We start from the raw sequence: 18,741 nt of genomic DNA, 5'->3' as shown, positions 1-18,741 counted from the left end.
GGCCTGTTAGCGCACTGAGGGTACTAACCTAATCCAACAAAGTCGAAAATCATTTCAGATCAAGGCTTTCATACAGCGCCATCATTCGCTTTATCATGACGTTGAAATCATAATGCTCGGCCGCCGCTCTCACCCGGGTCGCGGTCTCACATCGTGACGACAACTGCAGCGCGTGCGCGAGCCCTGCAGCGAGGTCGCTTTCGCTGGCCGCGTCGCAAACAAGCGTCGGCTCGAACCGCTCGACAAGCTCGCGCGCTCCGCAGCCGGTGCTTACCACAGCGGGCAAGCCGCTGGCCATGGCCTCGATCACCACTGTGCCGAAAGGATCATAGATGGAAGGCAGCACGGCAATATCGGCCGCGCCGTACCACGGCAACATGTCCTTTTGCGGCCCCAGCATCTTGAGCCTTGCGCCGAGACCCAGCCTGTCACCAGCCTGCCTGAAGGCGTTGGCGCGCGAATCGTGGCCGACGACCCACAATTCCGGCTCGCCATCGAGCCTGGCGACAGCCTTCATCAGTGCAAGAAGCCCCTTTCGCGCAAAGCCCGAGCCGACAAACAGGACGGCCGACCTGTTATCGTCGACGTCGAGCCGCGCGCGGACCGCGGTCCGATGCTGTTGGCGCAGTTGCGGATTGAAGCGGTCGAGGTCCACGCCGTTGGGGATATGGTGCACATTTTCCGCCGGATAATCGTAGTGACGGACAATGTCGTCTGCGACCATTTTCGAAATCGCAATGACAGCTTTGAGCCGTGGGCTGGCATAGGTTGCGCGCTCGAGGCGCAGCGTCTGGCGGTGAAAAGGGCTCAGCGCCATTGCCGCCCTGCCAAGCCGCGTCTCGAAACGCCGCCGCTCGGCAAGATAGGCGGCATGAACGCCCTCCCCGGCCCGGAAGACATCGCAGCACGGGAGGCGATCGTTGCTCTGCACCAGCGCCCGTGGCATCTTGGCGATCTTGCGGCAGGCGGCTTGAGCAAAGGACGTCGCCCGCAGCGAACGCGGAAAGCGGCGGCCGGCGCAATGGATGAACTCTATCCCTTCATTACGCGGCCAGTCGCCGGAGAGCACGGCCACCGGCCGCTGACGCGCCGCGAACGCGGCCATGATGTTTTCCAGCATGATCTCGCCTCCACCGAAAGGCGCATAACGCTGGCGCACGAACAGGATCGGCACTGTCGGTTCGGCTTGGACCTGCCGATCATGCTGAGACAGAGCCATTTGACCTCGCTACGCCGTGAAGATTTGCACATGATCGACTGGAGTGTCGTTTTCCTGAGGTAGACTGTGCGCCGCCGAGCAGAAGCCGCGCATTGCCGTCAGTAGCCGAAAGCCTCAAAATCCTCGGCATAGAGGCTAGAGACGATCCCGCGCGATCTCTTATCATAGTAATCGTCGGCCTTGCTCGTCGCATCCGTTCGGCTTTGGCTGCGGTGGATGGTGTTGCTGATTTGCCTGCCGCCACTGATCCGATCCCACACCTTTTGGAAGTCCTCGGCGAAATTTTCGACACGACCGATAAAATCAAACTCGGACGTGGGCATGACAAGCGACGATGTCTGCGGAGCCCAATGGAGGTCCGCATACAGCCAGCCATCTTCCAGGAGATCACAAAATTCACAGAAAGTCGGGATATTGCCGCGCTTACCGATGTTTTTCTTTCCCGTCGCGACCTTATCCAAATAGGCCGACAGCACGCGGCTGTAGGGATTCCGCACAAACGTGAACGCGAACACGTTCGAAATCGAATCAACCTGATCGACGGTCAATTGCGACGGACGCAACAGGGTGTCGCTCTGCAGCAATTGTTTCTTCGCGCCGGCGAGCTGGAACTTTTCGCGAAATTTGAGCTGGGCCAAGTTTATTGTGACCGTAGAGTTGGCCGACTTCGCAATGCGATTGTAGAAAAATCCGTGATCGGGATCAAACAATCCTTGCCGATCGGCGGTCAGTATCGTCAATTTGCCGCCATACGGGTATCGCTTGTAAAACGGAGAAGCCGGTATGGTCCTTTTGGCGACCGTTCGGCCAACCTTTGTTTTGATTTTCCGAAATCGTTTCAGCACATTCGAGCTCGATCCGTGAGTGGTTTCGTCCCCCGTTTACCGTGCCCACCGCGGCGTATAGCGTAAGTCTGTCGACGCTGCCAAGTTAGAGATTGAATGTAAAAAATTTGGCGGAACATTTGCGTTGTCTAACGCCTTCCCACCCCCGGAAAAACATCGCAGCACAAAAGGCGATCATTGTCCTGCACCAGGGCCGGAAGCGTTGGTCGTGCTGTGACAAGCCCGTGCGACGCGCGATGCCTCTATCCACCTCAATTGAGCTTTCGAACTTGGCGGGAGTTTCTTCGCAGTCTATTAAGCGCCGTAAGCCAGCCTTGGATAGGGCAATGCGGTAAAGACAGTCTGCCTGCTTACAGGCCTATGCCACGACAGGTAGACTGATTTCAAGGCGAGGGTTTTTGCCGATGACGACCAGCCATGTTTCGCCCGATAATGTCGTGCCGGGCAAACCCCAGCTCGGCGCATTCCGTCGCCTCGAGCGCTCGTTGCGGCCACGGCTGCAAAGCCTTCGCGACGTAGTCAGGGAGCCGTTTCTTGCCTGGGCGCATCCGGAAGCCCTCGCCTTCTACCGCAGGGCCGTGGCAACCGCATACCTGCCGGACGACCTGATCGACGTGGTCCCGCAACTCAAGATCCTGTACCTGGCAACGCCGAAGGCGGCCAGCAGCCGCATTCGAAGCAACCTTGCAGCCATGATCGGCAACGACACCGTGTCGGGGTGGCGCAGCGACCAGAACTGGAAGGTCCACAACCGAAAGGCGTCACGGTTGCAGGCGCCTCGCCATGGCATCGTGCAGTTCCACCACATGGCGACAAGTGCTGAAGCCTTGCGATTTACCTTCGTTCGCAATCCCTACACCAGGCTGTTGTCGTGCTGGGCCGACCAATATCGCGACCGTCCCCTTGTGCCTGGCTATGGCAGGGTCGAGGTCTATCTGGCCCACCGCGAACGGGCCGATCCGGCGCTGCCTGTCGGCACTGACAAGAGCCTGTCCTTTGCAGATTTCGTCGCCTTTGCCTGCAAGACGTCCACATGGCGCATCGACAAACATTGGCAGAGGCAAAGCGACATTGTCGAAGTTCCAGGAGTTGCGTTCGACCTCATCGGCAAGACCGAGACTTTCGCAAAGGATTTCGAACGGGTTCTCGATCATGTCGGTGCAGGCGACGATATGCGGCGCGCGGCGATGCCGCCCCTGCACACCTCCTCGCGTCGCAGGCTTGCCGACTACTTCACGCCAGAACTGGCGGATTCCATCTATCGCGCATATGAGCGCGACTTCGATCAGTTTGGCTATCCGCGCGCGCTTCCAGAGTGAAAATATCGGGCGTATCGCTCAAAGGTACCCGAAAGCCTGCATCAGGGGCTTCCCACGGCCCTCGGTAAGCTCCGCCAATTCCTGCTGACCAAGGTCGGTCTTCCATCGTCCGCGCCCGTCATAGATCGGCTGATTGACCTGCTGGTTGCGGAGTGCAGTATGTTGCTTCTCAAGTTCGACTTCGGCCGGCTTGAACCATTGCTGCGGCTTCCTGTGATAGTCGAGCAGGTCCGGGCTGAAGGGCAGGTTGAGAAAGCCGCAGATGCGCTTGACGATCTTGGCCGGATCCTCGACCAGATCCTCGTAGCGATAGATCAGTACATCCGGCTGTCCTTGTTCGGCGAGAACGAGCGCATTGTCGCCGATCCAGCGGTCGAGCGCCTCCCTTGGATCGCCAAGACGCTTGGCCAATGACGCCACGACGTCGCGCCCGTCCCGCACCGGCATCACGAAACGCGCCCCGGGCACGAGGCGGCGAATACGGCCGACGCGACGGATATGCCGCGGCGTTTTTTCAAGCAGCAAGGTCTTTCCGGCACCGCGCGCCGCGCGCTTCAGCTTCCAATAGCGAAACATCGCCAGCGGCGTCCATTTGAAGAAGACATTGGTTTCCTGGAACGGCAGGTAGACGTCGGGATGGGCTGCGAGGATCGTCGCGATCAACGTCGTGCCGCTATGACCGCAGCCGCATATGAATCCGGTCCGCATCACCATGTCGGCAGTGCTCCCATGGCCCGACCCCGCTCCGTCACGGCGAAAAAGAAATGCTGGCAGCCTTGAGGGTGGCTATGCGGAGGCATTCGAAAACTTGGCGCCTTTCAGGAAACCGGACAATACCGCCTCCTGATAGCTTTCCTCGGATTGCGAAGCCACGGCCGTTCGCTTCCAGCTTTGTGGAAGACCAAATCCCTGCTTCTTACGTTTGAGCGTGCTTGCCGGCAAAACATTGCGATATGCGTATTTAAGCCCGCCCTTAAGCTGGCCATCCTTGTAAAGAAACGACTCCGGCAGGCTGAACGCATATTCGATCATCGTTCGCGACAGGAACGGGATACGCGCTTCGAGCGAAACCGACATGCTCAACCGATCGACCTTGGTCAGGATATTGTTGGGCAGACTGGTATGAAAATCGAGATATTGCAGGCTGCGCAACGGTCCGAGTTCCGGCTTCCACCACGCCCTGAGATGGGCGAGTTCATCATAGTCAGCAGCGATGGCAAGGCGTTCGCGATAGACGTCGCGCTGCCATCTCGTTCTGCCGGAGCCAATGGCGATGGAGAGCTCGACCGGGTCACGCGTGGTGATCAGGCGCAAATTGCGGTCCTTCAGGCGCCACCCGCTCTGTGAACCGAACGGGACGAAACGTTGCTTCCTGCGAATGCCGCTAAACCGCTTGTATGAGCGATAGCCGCCGAAAAGCTCGTCCCCGCCATCGCCCGTCAGCACGACGGTCCTGTCGCGGCTGGCAAATTCGCAGACACGAAACGCCGGGATGGCGGCCTTGTCGGAAAGCGGCTCGTCATACCATTCCCGCGTGCGGTCGAAGACGTCATCGAGCTCTGTCGGCTGCAGGATCCGGATCGCGTGTTCGGCGCCGAACAGCGCCGCGACCTTGGCCGCCTGCGCGCTCTCGTCAAATCTCGGATCTTCGAAGCCGATCGAAAACGCCTTTGCCGTGGGGTTCACCGCAACGGCATGCGACAGGACAACCGCCGAGTCTATGCCGCCACTAAGAAAATAGCCGACCGGCACATCGCTCACCATGTGAGCGGCAACGCTCGCCTGCATGCGGTCCCGCAGCCCGTCGGCCAGGCGGTCGTCATTGTCCGAGCGGAGTTCGGTAGGCATGGTCCAGTAACGCCCGACATCGAGGCGGCCGGTTTCCAGATCGAATGTCAGCCGACTTGCGGCCGGAAGTTTGAAGATATTGCGGTAGAGGCTTTTGGGCGCTGGAATATAGCGGCATGCGAGATAGTCCAGGACAGCCGTCTCGTCGATCGGCGGCAGATCGTCGCCGAGCCAGGCCTGCAGCGCTTTGAGTTCCGACGCCCAGGCAAATCGGCGTCCCGAATGGAAGTAGAAGAACGGCTTCATGCCCGGCCGGTCGCGGATCGCATGCAGCTTGCGGCGTTCCCCGTCATGGATCACCGCCGCATACATGCCGTCCAGCTTCTCGCAGAGCCCTTCGAGCCCCCACACCCGATAGCCATGCAGCACAACTTCGGAATCGGACTGCGAGGTGAATACGCAGCCTTTGGCAATCAGATCGGCGCGGAGCTCGCGATAGTTGTAGATCTCACCATTGACCGTGATCGCGAACTTCCCGTCGGCGCTGACCATGGGCTGATTGCCTGCCGCCGAGAGGTCGATAATGCTGAGGCGCCGAAACCCGTGATAGAGATCGCTGGTGACACGTGCGCCGCCATAATTCGGGCCGCGGTGCACAAGCGTGTCGCGGGCCTGGTCGGCACGATGGATATCGTCGGGCGAAAAGCCCTCGGCACGATAGACGCCGAACAATCCGCACATCATTGGCTCCGCAGGAAGATCTTCGGTTCGAAAGCTTTTTGCCGGCTCCGCCAGCCGGGCCAGACCAGTATAGGAAACTGCCTGGATGCTCAACCGCCCTGCTGATTTGTACGGTCAGGCTCGAGCGGCCTCGAGCAGGCGCCTCATGTTCTTCTCCGCCTCGTCCATCACCTCGGCCCAGGGCCGTAGGCGGCCGTGATCTGGGGATCGGCCCGGGCCGAGCGCGCGGGCCGATAGAACTCGCATGATGGATCGCTGTGGCCAGCCAGACCTGCTTCTCGGCCTTCTCGAACCGGAGAGCAGAACCTAGATGGCAAAAAAGGCATCGGCATATGAGGCAAAATCGTAGCTATCGGCGTCGTGCCGCTATGTCCGCATCCGCAGACAAACCGATGCATCGGATCAATTCACACCTGCCCCTGTCGCCGATATAAGATATGCCATGCCGCAGGAAGGCCTCATCGAGCCGCTTCCAGTAATCGAGCCGCGCAAGTACATTGTCGCAGAAGGCTACATCATCTACGCTGAGGTAGTCCAAATAACCACCGACCTTACCTTTTCGAACCTTGAAACTTTCCGGGTCGTCAGGATTGCGTGGTCGCAATTTTCCGCCATAGCGCGCACCCAGTTCTCCTGAGATTTCAGATTGCTGCATTCGTTTGAACGACCTACTGACGACCACATCAGCAAGGTTGGACTCGTCGAAGGACTTTCCCACAAAGTTTCCGACACTGCGCAAAGCGTCGTTTGTATCCCGCTGCATATCTTCATAGCGCAAAAGCGCAATTTTTCGCATGTAACTTGCGGCTGCGAACCACTGCAGATTGAAAAGGGCAATCTTCTCGACGCCGTGTTTGGGGCTCCTTACACATTCGCCTATCGGACCTGCTCCCAGCTGATGGCGTTTGCAAACCTGAAAATATCCAGACACCACAGTGTCGCGGGGGTCTCGCGTCAGAAATAGGATCCGCTGCCGTTTGTAGCGTGATTTGTCGGTGCTGATCTGTGCAATGTCACGCAGCTCCTTGTGGTCGGAACCATCATGCGTGTAAGCCGCATTGACGCCCAGATCGTCAAGCATTACGCGCAGCCACGTCCGCCCGGACTTGGGAAACGAGACGACAAGGAGTGGCGGCCTTTTTGCAAAGAAGTTGGACAACAATCTCAACTTAGGCCTCCGATTGCGAGCACTTTGATTGCGCAAATCAGCGGTTGTAAATATCGATCAAAGCATTGGCGATCCGTTGCGAAGCTGGCATCTTTGGATCAATCGACAGATTGGCATTGAGGAAGTCCCGGCTTTGCTCAAAATAGGTTGGTCTTGACCTGACCGCAGCAAGGATATCGTCGACGAGTTGATGCTCCGACCATGTTGGTTTGAAAGCGCCCATAGGACTGTCGAACTCGACCATCGGCGAAACCAGCGGAAAGAGCACCACCGGAATGCCGCAGGCGATCGCTTCGTAAACCGTGGTGCTTGGGCGAGTTACTAGCGCCAGGGCGTCCGGGAGCAGTTGTGCGAAGTCTACGGGCGATTTGTTCGGCATGTCGACTTTTGCGAACATCGTGGGATGGACACTAACGACATGGGCAAGGCCGAGTTTCGCACATGCGGCTGCCACCGCTTCAATCGATTGGCGGTCTGCGAGGTCTTCGATATCCCCCTTGAAGTTCACCAGCACGAAAAGCCCTTCATCGTGCCTGGCGCCCGCGTTTTCGACGGCACGCTCAATTACCGGGGAGCCGACAATGTAGGTCGGTTGTCGTCGTTGCTGCAGCGCTGCCGGTCCCATCGACAGGATGTAGTCAGCTCTCACAAATCGATGCGGCTGCAGCAGTCTCGCACCTCCGATGAGGCCGACCACACGGACCATTCCGAAGTTGATAGAATCTATGAACCGCCTAAAAAATTGCGGTGCATAGTCATTTCCAGTCACCAGCATGTCGCAGGGTCTGATCGTCCGCTTGAGCTCAGCAAAGCTGATATGCGACATTCCCCGGGCGTTTAGTTCAGGGCGTGCGACGCCGCCGCGTTTCAATCCGTCAATATGCGCGAATACGCATTGAATGCCGCCGTCGACCAGAAGTTGAGCCGCATCAGCCAGCAGACGAACATTGTTGCGATTGTGTGGGACGAAGTAGACCGTCCTCGTCTCTGCCCTGCCGCGAGCGTAGATACGCCCCCGCCTGAACAGGTTTCCTGGATGCACAAGCCTGTACACCGCGAGGAGCCGCTGCACAAAGTCTTCGCTGATAAGAGAAGCCGACTTGTTCCCCGACCTACCCAAAGATATGCATCGCCCTCCAAGTCTTGAACCAGCCGCCAGCCGGCAGTTTACAGCGTTCTCGCCGTAAAAAAAGGCCCTTGACCACTTGGCTGCTGTGGCCTTCCTAGTGCGTTCGCGATGCCAGGCGTGGCGGAGTCAACTAGAGGCGATGAGTGAGCACATGTGGTGTCGCGCCTCGTCCATCACCTCGGCCCAGGGCCGTTCGCGCTTTGAGACCAGCACGGCCGAAGGATAGTAGGGCGTGCGGTCGCCCTCCACTGGCCACGAACGTTTGAAGCCGTCACCAAGGATGAAGACCGACGGGACGCCGAGGGCGCCCGCCAGGTGGGCCCCGGTGTTGCTGATGGTTACGACGGCGTCCATCGCTGCAACCTGCGCGGCGAACATGTCCATGTCGACAAGCTGATCCACGGTAGGGTCGTGCAACACACGTGTCGGGTCGCCATCGGTCAAGATTTTCAGGTCTGACTCGGTCCGGCCATATTGCAGCGAAACGAACCGAAGGTCCTGTCGGCCAAGCAGGGGACGCCACGCCGCCAGCGGCGGCAGGTCCTTGCCGGGATTGGAGCTGCCCCATGCGACGCCGACCAGCGGCCGGCCGTCCTCGCTGTAGCGGGCGCGAAGTTCAGCGACCCGCGCCGGATCCGGTTTAAGCGGGACGAAATGCTCCCGGATCGTCGCCTCATTGGTTTCGAACACAGCAGTCAGATGCTGGACGCCGGCAAAGGCCTGCGCCTCGGCGTAGGCGGCCTTGTTCCCGGGACCGACAGCCCGCACATCGGCAATGGGAAATGTCCGCTGAAACAACGGCACCAACCGATGCTCGACGAGCACGATCAATCGTGCGGCGCGGGCGAGCGCGCGGCCGACGGAACTCGCATGATGGATCGCGGTGGCCAGCCCCTGCTTCTCGGTCTCCATCAGGTCGACGAGCAGTACCTGGCCCGAGACATCCTGGCCGAGCCACTCACGCTCGACACGGCCTTCAACGATATGGCGCCGGGCGATCTTGAGTTCGGCCGCCGGGCCGTAAGCGCCCATCCGCATCAGCGCCTTGCCGAGCTCGTCGAGCAGATGTACCTCGCCCCTCGACTTCGCGATCGATGCTAGCGCCAGGGCTTTCGGCAGCGCGGCCGACCAATCGCGCGCCTCGATGCTTCGCCGATAATCCGCCATCTGATCGGCAATATCGCCGTCACGCCAGCGAAGGAAAAGCTGCCGCCGATGACTGCGGAACCAAACCTTGTATTTGTAGCCGGCAAGCGCGATAGCGCGGCGGAACCGGAGAAGAAATCGGCTATCGGCCATCAGCAACTCCACTGATGATTTGCCTGATCCGTCCACCTGCTTCCTGCATTGCGGACGCCCATGCCTGGCCGCCTTTTCTGACCAGTCGAACGCTTGGATATGTGGCCACGGTCTCGCCGAAGGCGGGCCACGACAGCCGAAACCCGTCGTCGAGCATGACGACCGTTGGGACGCCAAGCGCCCCCGCCAGATTGGCGCCGGTATTGCTGATCGTCACCACGGCATCGAGCGCAGCGATTTGCGCGGCAAAGCGGTCCATATCCGACAACTGGTCGACGGAAGCGTCATGGATGATGCGTCCCGGCGCCCAGTGCTCGAACTCGGAAAGCGCCGGCCCGACATCGCCATATTGCAGGCTGACGAAACGTCCCGGCAGGCTGCCGAGCAACGCCCGCCAATCGTCCAGGGCCGGCAGGTCCTTGGCCTTGTTCAGGCTTCCCCAGGCAAAGCCGATCAGAGGACCGGGGCCGCGATCGAGGTAGGTGCTGCGCAACTCGGCGACCAATCGGCGGTCCGGCTCCAACGGGACGAAGGGCGCGCGTGCTGCCGGTTCATCCGGCCAGAAGTGCTTCGCCAGTGTCTCGAAGCAGGCGAAGACATCGGCGTCCACCGCCGCCACCTCCCCCTGTTCCTCCAGCCTGAGATCGAGCGCAGGATATGTTCGGCGATAGAGTGGCACCAGTCGCGGCTCGACCGAGACGATGCATCGCTCGGCAGCCGCGATCACCGGGCCAAGCAACGACGCGAACTGAAGGAAAATCGCAAGATCGCCTTCGCGGCGCTCGACGGCAAGCCTGCGACCCGCAAGATCACTGCCATCCCATTCGGGCCTGCCTGGCATTTGCTTGCTCGACGCAATCAACTGCCAGGCACGGTTCCCGCCGCCGAGACGTCTGAGGCCACGCCCGGCTTTCTTGACAAGCCCGCGATCGCCAAGCTGCTCACCCAGCAGGCCGAGTGCCAGCGCATGGTCCCGGGCCGCCTTCCAGTCGCTTCGCTCGACGCTCTCCGCCATCAGCCTCATATGCCGTTCGACGCTTTCGTCGGCATGACGCGAGGGCCGTTTAAGAAGTTCCTTTGCTCGATCAAAAAGTGTCTGTAGCCGCTTGCCCGCGCCTGCTTGCGGGCGCAGGTCCGCAGCTTTTGCTTTTTGAAGGACGGATCGTCTGTTCGGCACGGCGATCCTCAACAGGCAGCGTCGGAATGCGTCGTCAAGATCGACGAGAGTCTTTGACCAACCTCGTCGAGCACCACCGACCACGCGCGCCCTTCCTTACGAATGACGACGCCCTTCGGATACCAAGGCGTTCGATCGCCGATGACTGGCCACGCCGTCTGAAAATTGTCGTCGATCAGGAAAATAGTCGGAATACCAAGTGCTCCGGATAGATGAGCCGCCGTGTTGCTGATCGTCACGACGGCATCGAGCGCTGCGACCTGTGCAGCGAACCGGTCCATATCGACCATCTGGTCAACGCTGTCGTCATAGATAAGACGCGCGTCATTGCCATTGCGCAGGCGCCGCAGCGCCGGCTTGATCTGTCCGTACTGAAGCGAAACGAATGTCGCTTGTGTCTGGGCGATGAACCGTGCCCATTCGGGGAAGTCAGGCACGTCCTTGGTGTGGGATTTGCTACCCCAGGAGAGGCCGACCAGCGGCAGATCCGTGATCGAGCGATAATGCTTGCGGAATGTCTCGACGAGCCCAGGATCTGCTCGCAGCGGCACGAAGTCGGCGGCAAGTTTCTCGGCATCGCGTCCGAACACCCAGGCGAGATCTTCGAAGGTCGCACGTTTGTCGCCGATCACATCCTGCTGCGCCGGGACCACGGTCGCCTTCGGGAACGTTCGCTGCAGAATTGATGTGAGCCGCGGCTCTGCCCGAATTGTTGCACTTTGCGCATAGGCAGCGGCGGCGCCGGCCAGTCGCGCGTGGCGGATAACCCGGCCAAGGCTGCGCGGGTCATCCTCCACAAGATCGATCAGCAGTGTATCCGAACCGAGGTTCTCCCCGGTCCACTCGTTGGCATTTTTCCCCTTCCGCAGCCGGCGAGCGGTAAGCCGAAGCTCGGCCGCCCGGGCGAAGTTGCCCAGCCGTTCGAAGCCCTGTCCTGCCTTCTGCATCAGCTCGGGGTTGCGGGAACGGTCAGCCATGATGGCCATTTCATTGATACTTGCTTCAAGGCCTGTCCAGTCCCTGCGCGCGATCAGCGCGTCGGCCTTGGCCTGCAGCTCAAGAACGGAATGAGGCTTGGAGCCGGCAAACAATGTCCGCGCGGCCTTTGTGTATCGGCGCAATCGCAGGCCTATCCCAGCAATCACATACCTGACATAGGAACCGTGATAAAAACTGGTCATCGCCGTCAGCGCAAAACGCTTTGCCGCAGCTGCTTGCTGCCCTCGACGATCGGGCCGGACGCCTCCAGGTGAAAGATCGAGCGATAAATTTCGCTGCGCCTGGCAAGCTCGTCATGAGTCCCGGCGTCCGCCAGAATGCCAGCGTCAAACACCAGGATGCGATCGGCTGCCTTGATGGTTGAAAGCCTGTGCGCAATGCAGATCACCGTGCGCTCGAATGCATCGTCGAAAGCAGCCTCCATGACCGCCCGTTCGTTTTCGCCGTCAAGCGCGGACGTTGCTTCATCATAGACGATTACCGGAGCATTCTTGAGCAGCGCGCGCGCGATGGCGACGCGTTGTTTCTGCCCGCCCGACAGGTTGGTGCCACTCGGCCCGACAAGAGTGTCGAGCCCGTTTTCAAGGCTGGAGGAAAAGCTGGTGACCCGGGCGAGGTCCGCCGCGGACTCGATTTCCTGATCGGTGGCGCCCGGGCGTCCGTCGCGGATGTTGTCGCGGATCGAGCCTTCGAACAGGAAGACATCCTGTGACACCAGTGCGATATTGTCGCGAACGTCGGCGAGGCCGATCTTGGAAATGTCCTTTCCGTCGATGAGGATCCGGCCCTTGTCCGGCTCAATGAGGCGCAGGATCAGATTGACGATGGTGGTCTTGCCGGCGCCGGAGCGGCCGACGATCGCCAGCTTCTCACGGGGCCGTACCTCGAAGGAAACGCCGTGCAGCGCCGGGCTGTTGCCTTCGTAGGAGAAGGCCACATCTTCAAAACGGATACCGCCCTCGACATCGGTGAGGCGCTCGCCGGCGGTTGCGAGTTGTCGCTGCTCGGGCGTATCGATCAAATCATACATCTGCTCAACCGCCACCATCTGCTTCTGGATATCGACATTGACGCGGGCCAGCCGCTTGGCGGGCTCATAGGCAAGCAGAAAGGCGGTTATGAAGGCCATGAACTCGCCCGGGGTCTTGCCGTTGCCGAGGGTCTGCCAACTGGCATAAATGACGAACAGCCCGATGATCACGCCGCCGCCGGTCTCCATCAACGGACTCATCAACGCTGACGTCCGGTTTATCTGGATGCCGCGCCTTTCCATCTTGCCGACGGCCTTTGCGAAGCTGGCGACCGCCTTGTCTTCGAGCTGAAAGGACTTGATGGTCCGGATACCTTCGACGGCTTCCGTGCCGATCGACTGGACCAGTGCAGCCAACTCCGTCTCGCCCCTTGCCAGCGCCTTGAGCTTCCTGGTTATGGCGCCCACCGACAGGAACAGCAGCGGCAGAACCGCCACGGATATCAGCGACATCATCGGATCCTGCTTGACCATGACGCTTGCCAGGCCAATCAGCGTCAGCACATCGGAGACGGTGCTGCTCGTGAGCGTCAGAATAACGGATGACCCGGCGCGCGCGTTGAACATGATCTTGGAGACGAATTTCGCCGGATGCTGATTGGCGAAACGACCGATGTCGAAACGCACCATTCGAGAAAACTGGCGGTTTTGCAGGTCCGAGACGATAGCCCGGCGAATCTTTCCCGTCGTGATGGTCTGGCAATAGGCGGCTATGCCCTTAACCAGGAAAATGCCGATGATTACGGCGCTGATACCCCATGCGGCGGCAGCGTTGCGTTCCACATAGATGCTATTGACCATGGTGCTCATGATCCAAGCCGACGCGGCGGTCGTCGCCGCAACGGCGATCGAACACAGCAAACCGGCGAGATACAGCGTTTTGTGCGGCGGCAGGTTCTCGATGATCAGACGCTTAACCAGCGGGTATGCCAGCACCGCCGAAATTCGTCTCTTTGCGCTCATTCCATTTCCCGATGCGATGTGCGTTGGTACCGGAGGGCCTCTGCTCTCTGCCGACCCGCACGATTTCGGGACGCCGCTTGAGCATCCGCGATAGTTCATATCCTATTCCATGTCTGTGGCTTCGTTCGGAGCCGCAGTCAATGCCGAACCCGACTCATTGAATGGCGACCGTCAAGGCTGCCGCACGGGCTCAATCGGCTCGGTGATACGCCGCGTCCTTGACAAGCTTTGTTCCTTCGGCTCAATCGTTTGCCAATAGCTTGGGTGCATTCTCGTGGTGGGCGAAAATAGTGTCTGACATTCACAACGTGCCCTCCAAGAGGGCTGCGACCAATGGTTGGTTTTCCGACTTGGTGTGTGCATCGACGTTCTTTGGGGTGGTATTTCCCGTCGGATTTGCACGCCGGTTGGTCAGAGTGATCTGCCGACGGCTCCAAAGAACGCATTCCAATGATACATTTTGGATTGAACGAAGAACCAAGAACGATTTGAACTCGATGACCAATCAGTTTTGAAGACAATATTATGACCAATATATTGGGCATATCGGCTTTCTACCACGACAGCGCGGCCTCCCTCGTCGTCGACGGCGCCATCATTTCGGCGGCCCAGGAGGAGCGGTTCACCCGTCGAAAAGCCGACGAACGCTTCCCCTCAAACGCCATTCGGTCCGTTTTGCAGACCGGCGGTGTCTTGCTGAAGGATGTGGACTACGTCGTATTCTATGAAAAGCCGCTGCTAAAATTTTCGCGTCTGCTTGAAACCTATCTCGACGCCGCTCCTAGCGGATTCGATTCATTCCGAAAGGCGATGCCCGCTTGGCTGACGGGAAAATTATTTCAGAAGAGGATCATTTTCGACGAACTCCGCAGAATTGACCGCGGCTTCAAGGATCCATCCCGGATCCTCTTTTCCGAACACCACGTAAGCCACGCGGCCAGCGCGTTTTTCCCGTCGCCCTTTAATGAAGCTGTGGTTTTGACTCTCGACGGCGTTGGCGAGAAAGCAACCACGACAGTTGCGATCGGCAGAGGCGCAACTCTTGATGTCGTGCGGGAATTGCGGTTTCCGCATTCGCTCGGGCTTCTATACGCGGCGTTCTGTTATTATCTCGGCTTCAAGATAAACAGTGGCGAATACAAGGTGATGGGGCTGGCCCCCTATGGTGTGCCTCGGTTCAAATCGCTGATCCTGGAAAAGCTGGTCGACCTGAAGGAGGACGGAACCTTCCGTCTCGACCAAAGCTATTTCGCGTATGCCACTGGACTGAAAATGACGAACGCACGGTTCGCCAGCCTCTTCGGACAGCCGGTAAGGCGCCCTGATACCGATCTGTTAACTGATTTTCATATGGACGTTGCCGCGTCCATCCAGGCCGTCGCCGATGAGATCGTTCTTCGGCTGACTCGCAGCTTGGCACGAGATTTTGCAATTCCCAATCTGTGCATGGCCGGCGGTGTGGCGCTTAACTGCGTGGCGAACGGCAAAGTGCTCAGAGATGGTGCCTTCAAGAGAATCTGGGTTCAGCCCGCAGCCGGCGATGCCGGAGGCTCGCTTGGGGCCGCACTCGCCGCCTGGCATCTTAAACTCGGCGGTGAGCGGGTTATAGCCAAGCAAGATTCCATGAAAGGGAGTTATCTCGGTCCGGAATTCGGTCAGAGCGAGATCGAAGCGCAACTCAGCCGAGCCAAAGCCGTTTTCGAAGTCATGCCAACCGACCAACTGATCGATGCCACGGCTGCGGCGCTGGCCTGCGGCAAGGCGGTGGGGTGGTTCCAGGGCAGGATGGAATTCGGACCACGGGCGCTTGGCAACAGATCCATCCTTGCAGATCCGCGGTCGGACCATATGCAGAAGACGCTCAATCTCAAGGTCAAGTTTCGCGAGAGTTTTCGTCCGTTCGCCCCCTCAGTCCTGTCGGCACATGTGTCGGACTGGTTCGATCTGGAGGGTGAATCGCCTTATATGCTCCTCGTTGCTCCGGTTAAGCAGAGCCGTCACCGCGCGATGACTGCATCCGAGGCCGCTATGTTCGGAATAGACAAGCTGAACGTCCGTCGGTCCGAGATTCCTGCCGTCACGCATGTCGACTATTCGGCCAGGATTCAGACGGTGCACGTCGAGACCAACCCGCTATACCACGCGTTGATCACCCGGTTTGAAGCGCTTACCGGCTGTCCTGTCTTGGTGAACACCAGTTTCAATGTGCGCAGCGAGCCGATCGTATGTTCCCCGACGGATGCTTTTCGCTGCTTCATGGGAACGGATCTGGACGTGCTGGTGGCTGGTAACTGCGTTCTCCATAAGCCGAAGCAGGATTCCGCCCTCGCAATGGACTACCGCGGTGAGTTTGAGCCCGATTGAGCACGCGCACGAAAGGCGTTGCTACATGGTGTCGAGATGAACGTGGTTAAAAAGCAACTTTGGAGAGCGCGGCGCACTTTGCGCAAAGGCCTCATTATGCTTCTAGGCGATAGGGCGCTGCTCCAGATCGGTTTCCCAGGCTTGATTGCCAAATGGGCTGGTTGCCCGACACCTTTGGTTCGGCCAAACCCCTATACCCTATATGAGCTGAATCCTGTGTGGCACTCGGGCAACGGCAGATCGAGACACAATAGCCTGGGCTTCCGGGGCCCGGAAACCGCCATGCCGAAGCCGGAGCAATGTCTAAGAGTTGTCTGTATGGGAGAATCGTCTACTTATTGTACCGGAATAGAAGACGATAGCCGTACTTATCCGCACCGGCTGGGCGAATACCTGAGGGATCTGAAACCGGGAGTCGAAATTGACATCGTCAACGCAGGAGTTGGCGGATATACCTCGGTCGAGAACGTTTTGAGACTTCTTTTCCACGTAGCACCATTGTCACCTAATCTTATCGTATACTACTATACCCACAATGATGTTCATCCTCGCCGACTGGAAGGACTGTCTCGAGACTACAACCAGTATTCCTGCTCCTGGTTCGAGCCACCGTCAGGTGGCGGGCTTTCGGGTTGGTTCAAAAGACGGCAAAATCTGGCGACCGCGTATGTCGGGAACATTGTTCGACGTCGAGGCGATGGACGTCGAAATTCGAAGCACATTGCGCACAATCCACCAGACGCGTTTCGCGCGAACTTTAGTGCACTGGTCGTCCTCGCAAAGGCAGCCGGAGCCTCGGTTCTCTTCGTAAACCCCAATTATCGGCAGGAAGACCCAAACGATCCCGCTGCAAACGCGGTTTGGGAACACAGACGCATTGTGGAAGACATAGCCAAGCGAACCGGCGCCTCGGTCGTTGATCTCCATGGATCGTTGCCTTACCTTTGCCAACGCAGCGAGACTTTGGATAGAAATTATTACGACGAGGTGCATTTCACCGAGAAGGGAGCGGATTCCGCTGCCAGGATTGTTGCCAACGCGATTATGGAACAGGGTCTTCTGAACTTTTCCAAAGAGAAACCTCTAATATACTGACGTATACGAGAGAAAAACTATGAATGTTTTCCATGAATAGTATATTTTTTTGGACATCCGCTGCTTTGCTGGTTGTAGCCGCAATAGCATTGGTGCGGATGGTCATAAAAAAACGAGGAAAAGCTGACGAGGAAGCTGAGCCGGAGGACAATTACCCTCTCTGGTAGGCCCTAATCCCTCGGTCTGCCTTGGGTTACGCCAGACGTGCGCGAGAGAGATCCCCCGGTCCCAAGGGCGCGGCTCATGTTGCGTTGCCGATCCACCAAAGGCGATTTCTGCACAACTGTCGGGGTCAGCGGACAGCCCGACAGACGCCTTAATGAAGCGTGAAGCGGGACCAGACTGCGCCGCGACAACATGCGCCAAAAGAACCGCATCTGAGGTCTGACGTCGTTCGAATAGTCAATCTTGAATCCTTCTGATTGCAGCTAGCCGCGAAGCGGACTACATGTCCGGCATTGCGGTTGGGGCCAGCTGTGACCACTATGGAGCGACTGTGCCATTTCTGGAGCGAGTTAAACGAAGGTACCTTCGGATACGCAATCGACTCGGATACGCCAAACCTGTCCGTCTGATGGCGTCGGATAAATTGAACGCGAAGTATGGCGACTTTGTAAGCTCTGGCGCCATTACTATACGCAAAACCCCCGTATTAACTTCTGACGATATATTCTTCACGATGGGGAGTTGCTTTGCGCAGGAAATTCGACGCGCGTTGACAAACAGACGCATCGCATGCGTCCCGTCCTACGGAAATATCAGCTTCGACCCCGCGGAGGCCATTGTAGATGAGCTGCCTCGGCAGGAACATATGAACTTCTACAACACTTTCACTGTTCGCCTCCAGCTCGAGCAAATGCTTGGCGTGTGGGATCAGGCAGACGACGACTGGTGGCAGGTCAAGAAACGCGTCCCTTGGGGCTCGGCCAGCTTTCAGGACCCGTATCGGCGCGGTATTTTCGCCAAATCTCCGGAAGTTCTCAAAGAGGTGATCGGGAGCGTAAACCGGGAGATGCGGGCTGGCTTCGATGCCGCCACGGCATTCATATTCACCTTTGGAATGACCGAGGTCTTCATCAACAAGGCCAGTGGCAAAGCAGCAGCGCAGAAGCCGCTCTATCTCGGCGGCGGCGGAATGCAGGAAACAACGCTTCACGTCAGCAGCTTTCAGGAAAACTACGCCAACGTGATGGCTGCCGTGGACATGGTCCGTGAACGCAAACCCGATGCGCCGATAATTCTCACGGTCTCACCGGTTGCATTGGCGCGCACATTTCAGGACGCGGATGTCGTCACCGCGAGCACTGAAGGCAAATCCGTTCTTCGCGCCGTGCTTGGTCAAGTCTGCCGGGAACGGGACAATGTCCATTATCTTCCCTCGTTCGAGCTTGTCACCTATGGAGGCCTCGCTCGTAGCTACAGAGAGGACTTGCGGCACGTAAAGAACTCAGTCGTCGACGAGATCGTTGAGCAGTTCTTCAATGCCTATTTTGCTCCGTCGCAGGTGCCATCAAGCGAGAATTGATACCCATGCCCTGCCGATCTCTATCGCGGCATTCGGTGACGTCCTCGCTTCATCCGATGGAGAGCCGCCGCAACCATTCA

At 58.6% G+C, this 18,741-nt stretch carries 14 protein-coding genes; 4 read left to right on the top strand and 10 right to left on the bottom strand.

The window, feature by feature from the left end; genetic code table 11:
- Positions 1 to 49: 49 nt before the first annotated feature.
- Together NKH01_RS03510 and NKH01_RS03505 are read right to left on the bottom strand one after the other, a co-directional pair.
- On the bottom strand, positions 50 to 1,219 hold the full coding sequence (locus tag NKH01_RS03510; RefSeq protein ID WP_353018945.1) for a glycosyltransferase family 4 protein: 1,170 nt from the start codon (positions 1,217 to 1,219) through the stop codon (positions 50 to 52).
- Positions 1,220 to 1,317: 98 nt separating this feature from the next.
- Positions 1,318 to 1,959, bottom strand: a complete 642-nt coding sequence (locus NKH01_RS03505) for a sulfotransferase family protein (RefSeq protein ID WP_023717682.1) — start codon at positions 1,957 to 1,959, stop codon at positions 1,318 to 1,320.
- Between the two features lie 509 nt (positions 1,960 to 2,468).
- On the opposite strand from NKH01_RS03505, the gene NKH01_RS03500 reads away from it, so the two are divergent.
- A complete protein-coding gene (locus NKH01_RS03500) occupies positions 2,469 to 3,383 on the top strand; it encodes a sulfotransferase family protein (RefSeq protein ID WP_353018943.1) in 915 nt (304 codons plus the stop codon).
- Between the two features lie 18 nt (positions 3,384 to 3,401).
- Here the strand turns inward: NKH01_RS03500 and NKH01_RS03495 are convergent, their stop codons facing one another.
- From NKH01_RS03495 to NKH01_RS03460, 8 genes are all read right to left on the bottom strand, one after another.
- Positions 3,402 to 4,097, bottom strand: coding sequence for a sulfotransferase family protein (locus tag NKH01_RS03495; protein WP_353018941.1), 696 nt, complete (start codon positions 4,095 to 4,097; stop codon positions 3,402 to 3,404).
- A gap of 72 nt (positions 4,098 to 4,169) precedes the next feature.
- Entirely contained in the window at positions 4,170 to 5,912 is a 1,743-nt protein-coding gene (gene asnB, locus NKH01_RS03490; RefSeq protein ID WP_353018940.1) for an asparagine synthase (glutamine-hydrolyzing), read from the bottom strand.
- A 349-nt stretch (positions 5,913 to 6,261) separates the two neighbouring features.
- Positions 6,262 to 7,071 carry a sulfotransferase domain-containing protein gene (locus NKH01_RS03485; protein ID WP_352858406.1) on the bottom strand — a complete coding sequence of 270 codons (810 nt, stop codon included), beginning with the start codon at positions 7,069 to 7,071 and terminating at the stop codon, positions 6,262 to 6,264.
- 46 nt (positions 7,072 to 7,117) lie between these two features.
- Positions 7,118 to 8,134 carry a glycosyltransferase family 28 protein gene (locus NKH01_RS03480; protein ID WP_156948027.1) on the bottom strand — a complete coding sequence of 339 codons (1,017 nt, stop codon included), beginning with the start codon at positions 8,132 to 8,134 and terminating at the stop codon, positions 7,118 to 7,120.
- A gap of 201 nt (positions 8,135 to 8,335) precedes the next feature.
- The gene (locus NKH01_RS03475; RefSeq protein ID WP_352482637.1) at positions 8,336 to 9,508 is read right to left on the bottom strand and encodes a glycosyltransferase family 9 protein; all 1,173 of its coding nucleotides are present in this window, start codon (positions 9,506 to 9,508) and stop codon (positions 8,336 to 8,338) included.
- Positions 9,498 to 10,532: a glycosyltransferase family 9 protein gene (locus tag NKH01_RS03470; RefSeq protein ID WP_352482639.1), complete on the bottom strand. Its 1,035-nt coding sequence runs from the start codon at positions 10,530 to 10,532 to the stop codon at positions 9,498 to 9,500. The genes NKH01_RS03475 and NKH01_RS03470 overlap by 11 nt, the downstream gene beginning before the upstream one ends.
- Positions 10,533 to 10,693: 161 nt before the next feature.
- Positions 10,694 to 11,806, bottom strand: coding sequence for a glycosyltransferase family 9 protein (locus NKH01_RS03465; RefSeq protein WP_353018938.1), 1,113 nt, complete (start codon positions 11,804 to 11,806; stop codon positions 10,694 to 10,696).
- 65 nt (positions 11,807 to 11,871) lie between these two features.
- A complete protein-coding gene (locus NKH01_RS03460; RefSeq protein WP_051409617.1) occupies positions 11,872 to 13,677 on the bottom strand; it encodes an ABC transporter ATP-binding protein in 1,806 nt (601 codons plus the stop codon).
- Positions 13,678 to 14,202: 525 nt separating this feature from the next.
- On the opposite strand from NKH01_RS03460, the gene NKH01_RS03455 reads away from it, so the two are divergent.
- From NKH01_RS03455 to NKH01_RS03445, 3 genes are all read left to right on the top strand, one after another.
- Complete coding sequence (locus NKH01_RS03455; protein WP_353018936.1) at positions 14,203 to 16,041, top strand: carbamoyltransferase family protein; 1,839 nt, start codon at positions 14,203 to 14,205, stop codon at positions 16,039 to 16,041.
- 36 nt (positions 16,042 to 16,077) lie between these two features.
- Positions 16,078 to 17,136 carry an SGNH/GDSL hydrolase family protein gene (locus NKH01_RS03450; RefSeq protein ID WP_353018934.1) on the top strand — a complete coding sequence of 353 codons (1,059 nt, stop codon included), beginning with the start codon at positions 16,078 to 16,080 and terminating at the stop codon, positions 17,134 to 17,136.
- A gap of 448 nt (positions 17,137 to 17,584) precedes the next feature.
- Positions 17,585 to 18,661, top strand: a complete 1,077-nt coding sequence (locus NKH01_RS03445; RefSeq protein WP_084642470.1) for a GSCFA domain-containing protein — start codon at positions 17,585 to 17,587, stop codon at positions 18,659 to 18,661.
- The last annotated feature ends 80 nt before the right edge of the window (positions 18,662 to 18,741 follow it).

Origin of the sequence: Mesorhizobium sp. M1403 (assembly GCF_040317695.1) — a bacterium.
In the GTDB taxonomy this organism is placed as follows: Bacteria; Pseudomonadota; Alphaproteobacteria; order Rhizobiales; family Rhizobiaceae; genus Mesorhizobium.
This window is presented reverse-complemented; position numbering and strand designations above follow the sequence as displayed.

Excerpts from the sequence above, each read along its gene's own strand:
- NKH01_RS03510 (WP_353018945.1), bottom strand. The coding sequence starts at position 1,219 with ATGGCTCTGTCTCAGCATGATCGGCAGGTCCAAGCCGAACCGACAGTG.
- NKH01_RS03500 (WP_353018943.1), top strand. The coding sequence starts at position 2,469 with ATGACGACCAGCCATGTTTCGCCCGATAATGTCGTGCCGGGCAAACCC.
- NKH01_RS03495 (WP_353018941.1), bottom strand. The coding sequence starts at position 4,097 with ATGGTGATGCGGACCGGATTCATATGCGGCTGCGGTCATAGCGGCACG.
- asnB (WP_353018940.1), bottom strand. The coding sequence starts at position 5,912 with ATGTGCGGATTGTTCGGCGTCTATCGTGCCGAGGGCTTTTCGCCCGAC.
- NKH01_RS03475 (WP_352482637.1), bottom strand. The coding sequence starts at position 9,508 with ATGGCCGATAGCCGATTTCTTCTCCGGTTCCGCCGCGCTATCGCGCTT.
- NKH01_RS03470 (WP_352482639.1), bottom strand. The coding sequence starts at position 10,532 with ATGAGGCTGATGGCGGAGAGCGTCGAGCGAAGCGACTGGAAGGCGGCC.
- NKH01_RS03460 (WP_051409617.1), bottom strand. The coding sequence starts at position 13,677 with ATGAGCGCAAAGAGACGAATTTCGGCGGTGCTGGCATACCCGCTGGTT.
- NKH01_RS03455 (WP_353018936.1), top strand. The coding sequence starts at position 14,203 with ATGACCAATATATTGGGCATATCGGCTTTCTACCACGACAGCGCGGCC.
- NKH01_RS03450 (WP_353018934.1), top strand. The coding sequence starts at position 16,078 with ATGAACGTGGTTAAAAAGCAACTTTGGAGAGCGCGGCGCACTTTGCGC.
- NKH01_RS03445 (WP_084642470.1), top strand. The coding sequence starts at position 17,585 with ATGTCCGGCATTGCGGTTGGGGCCAGCTGTGACCACTATGGAGCGACT.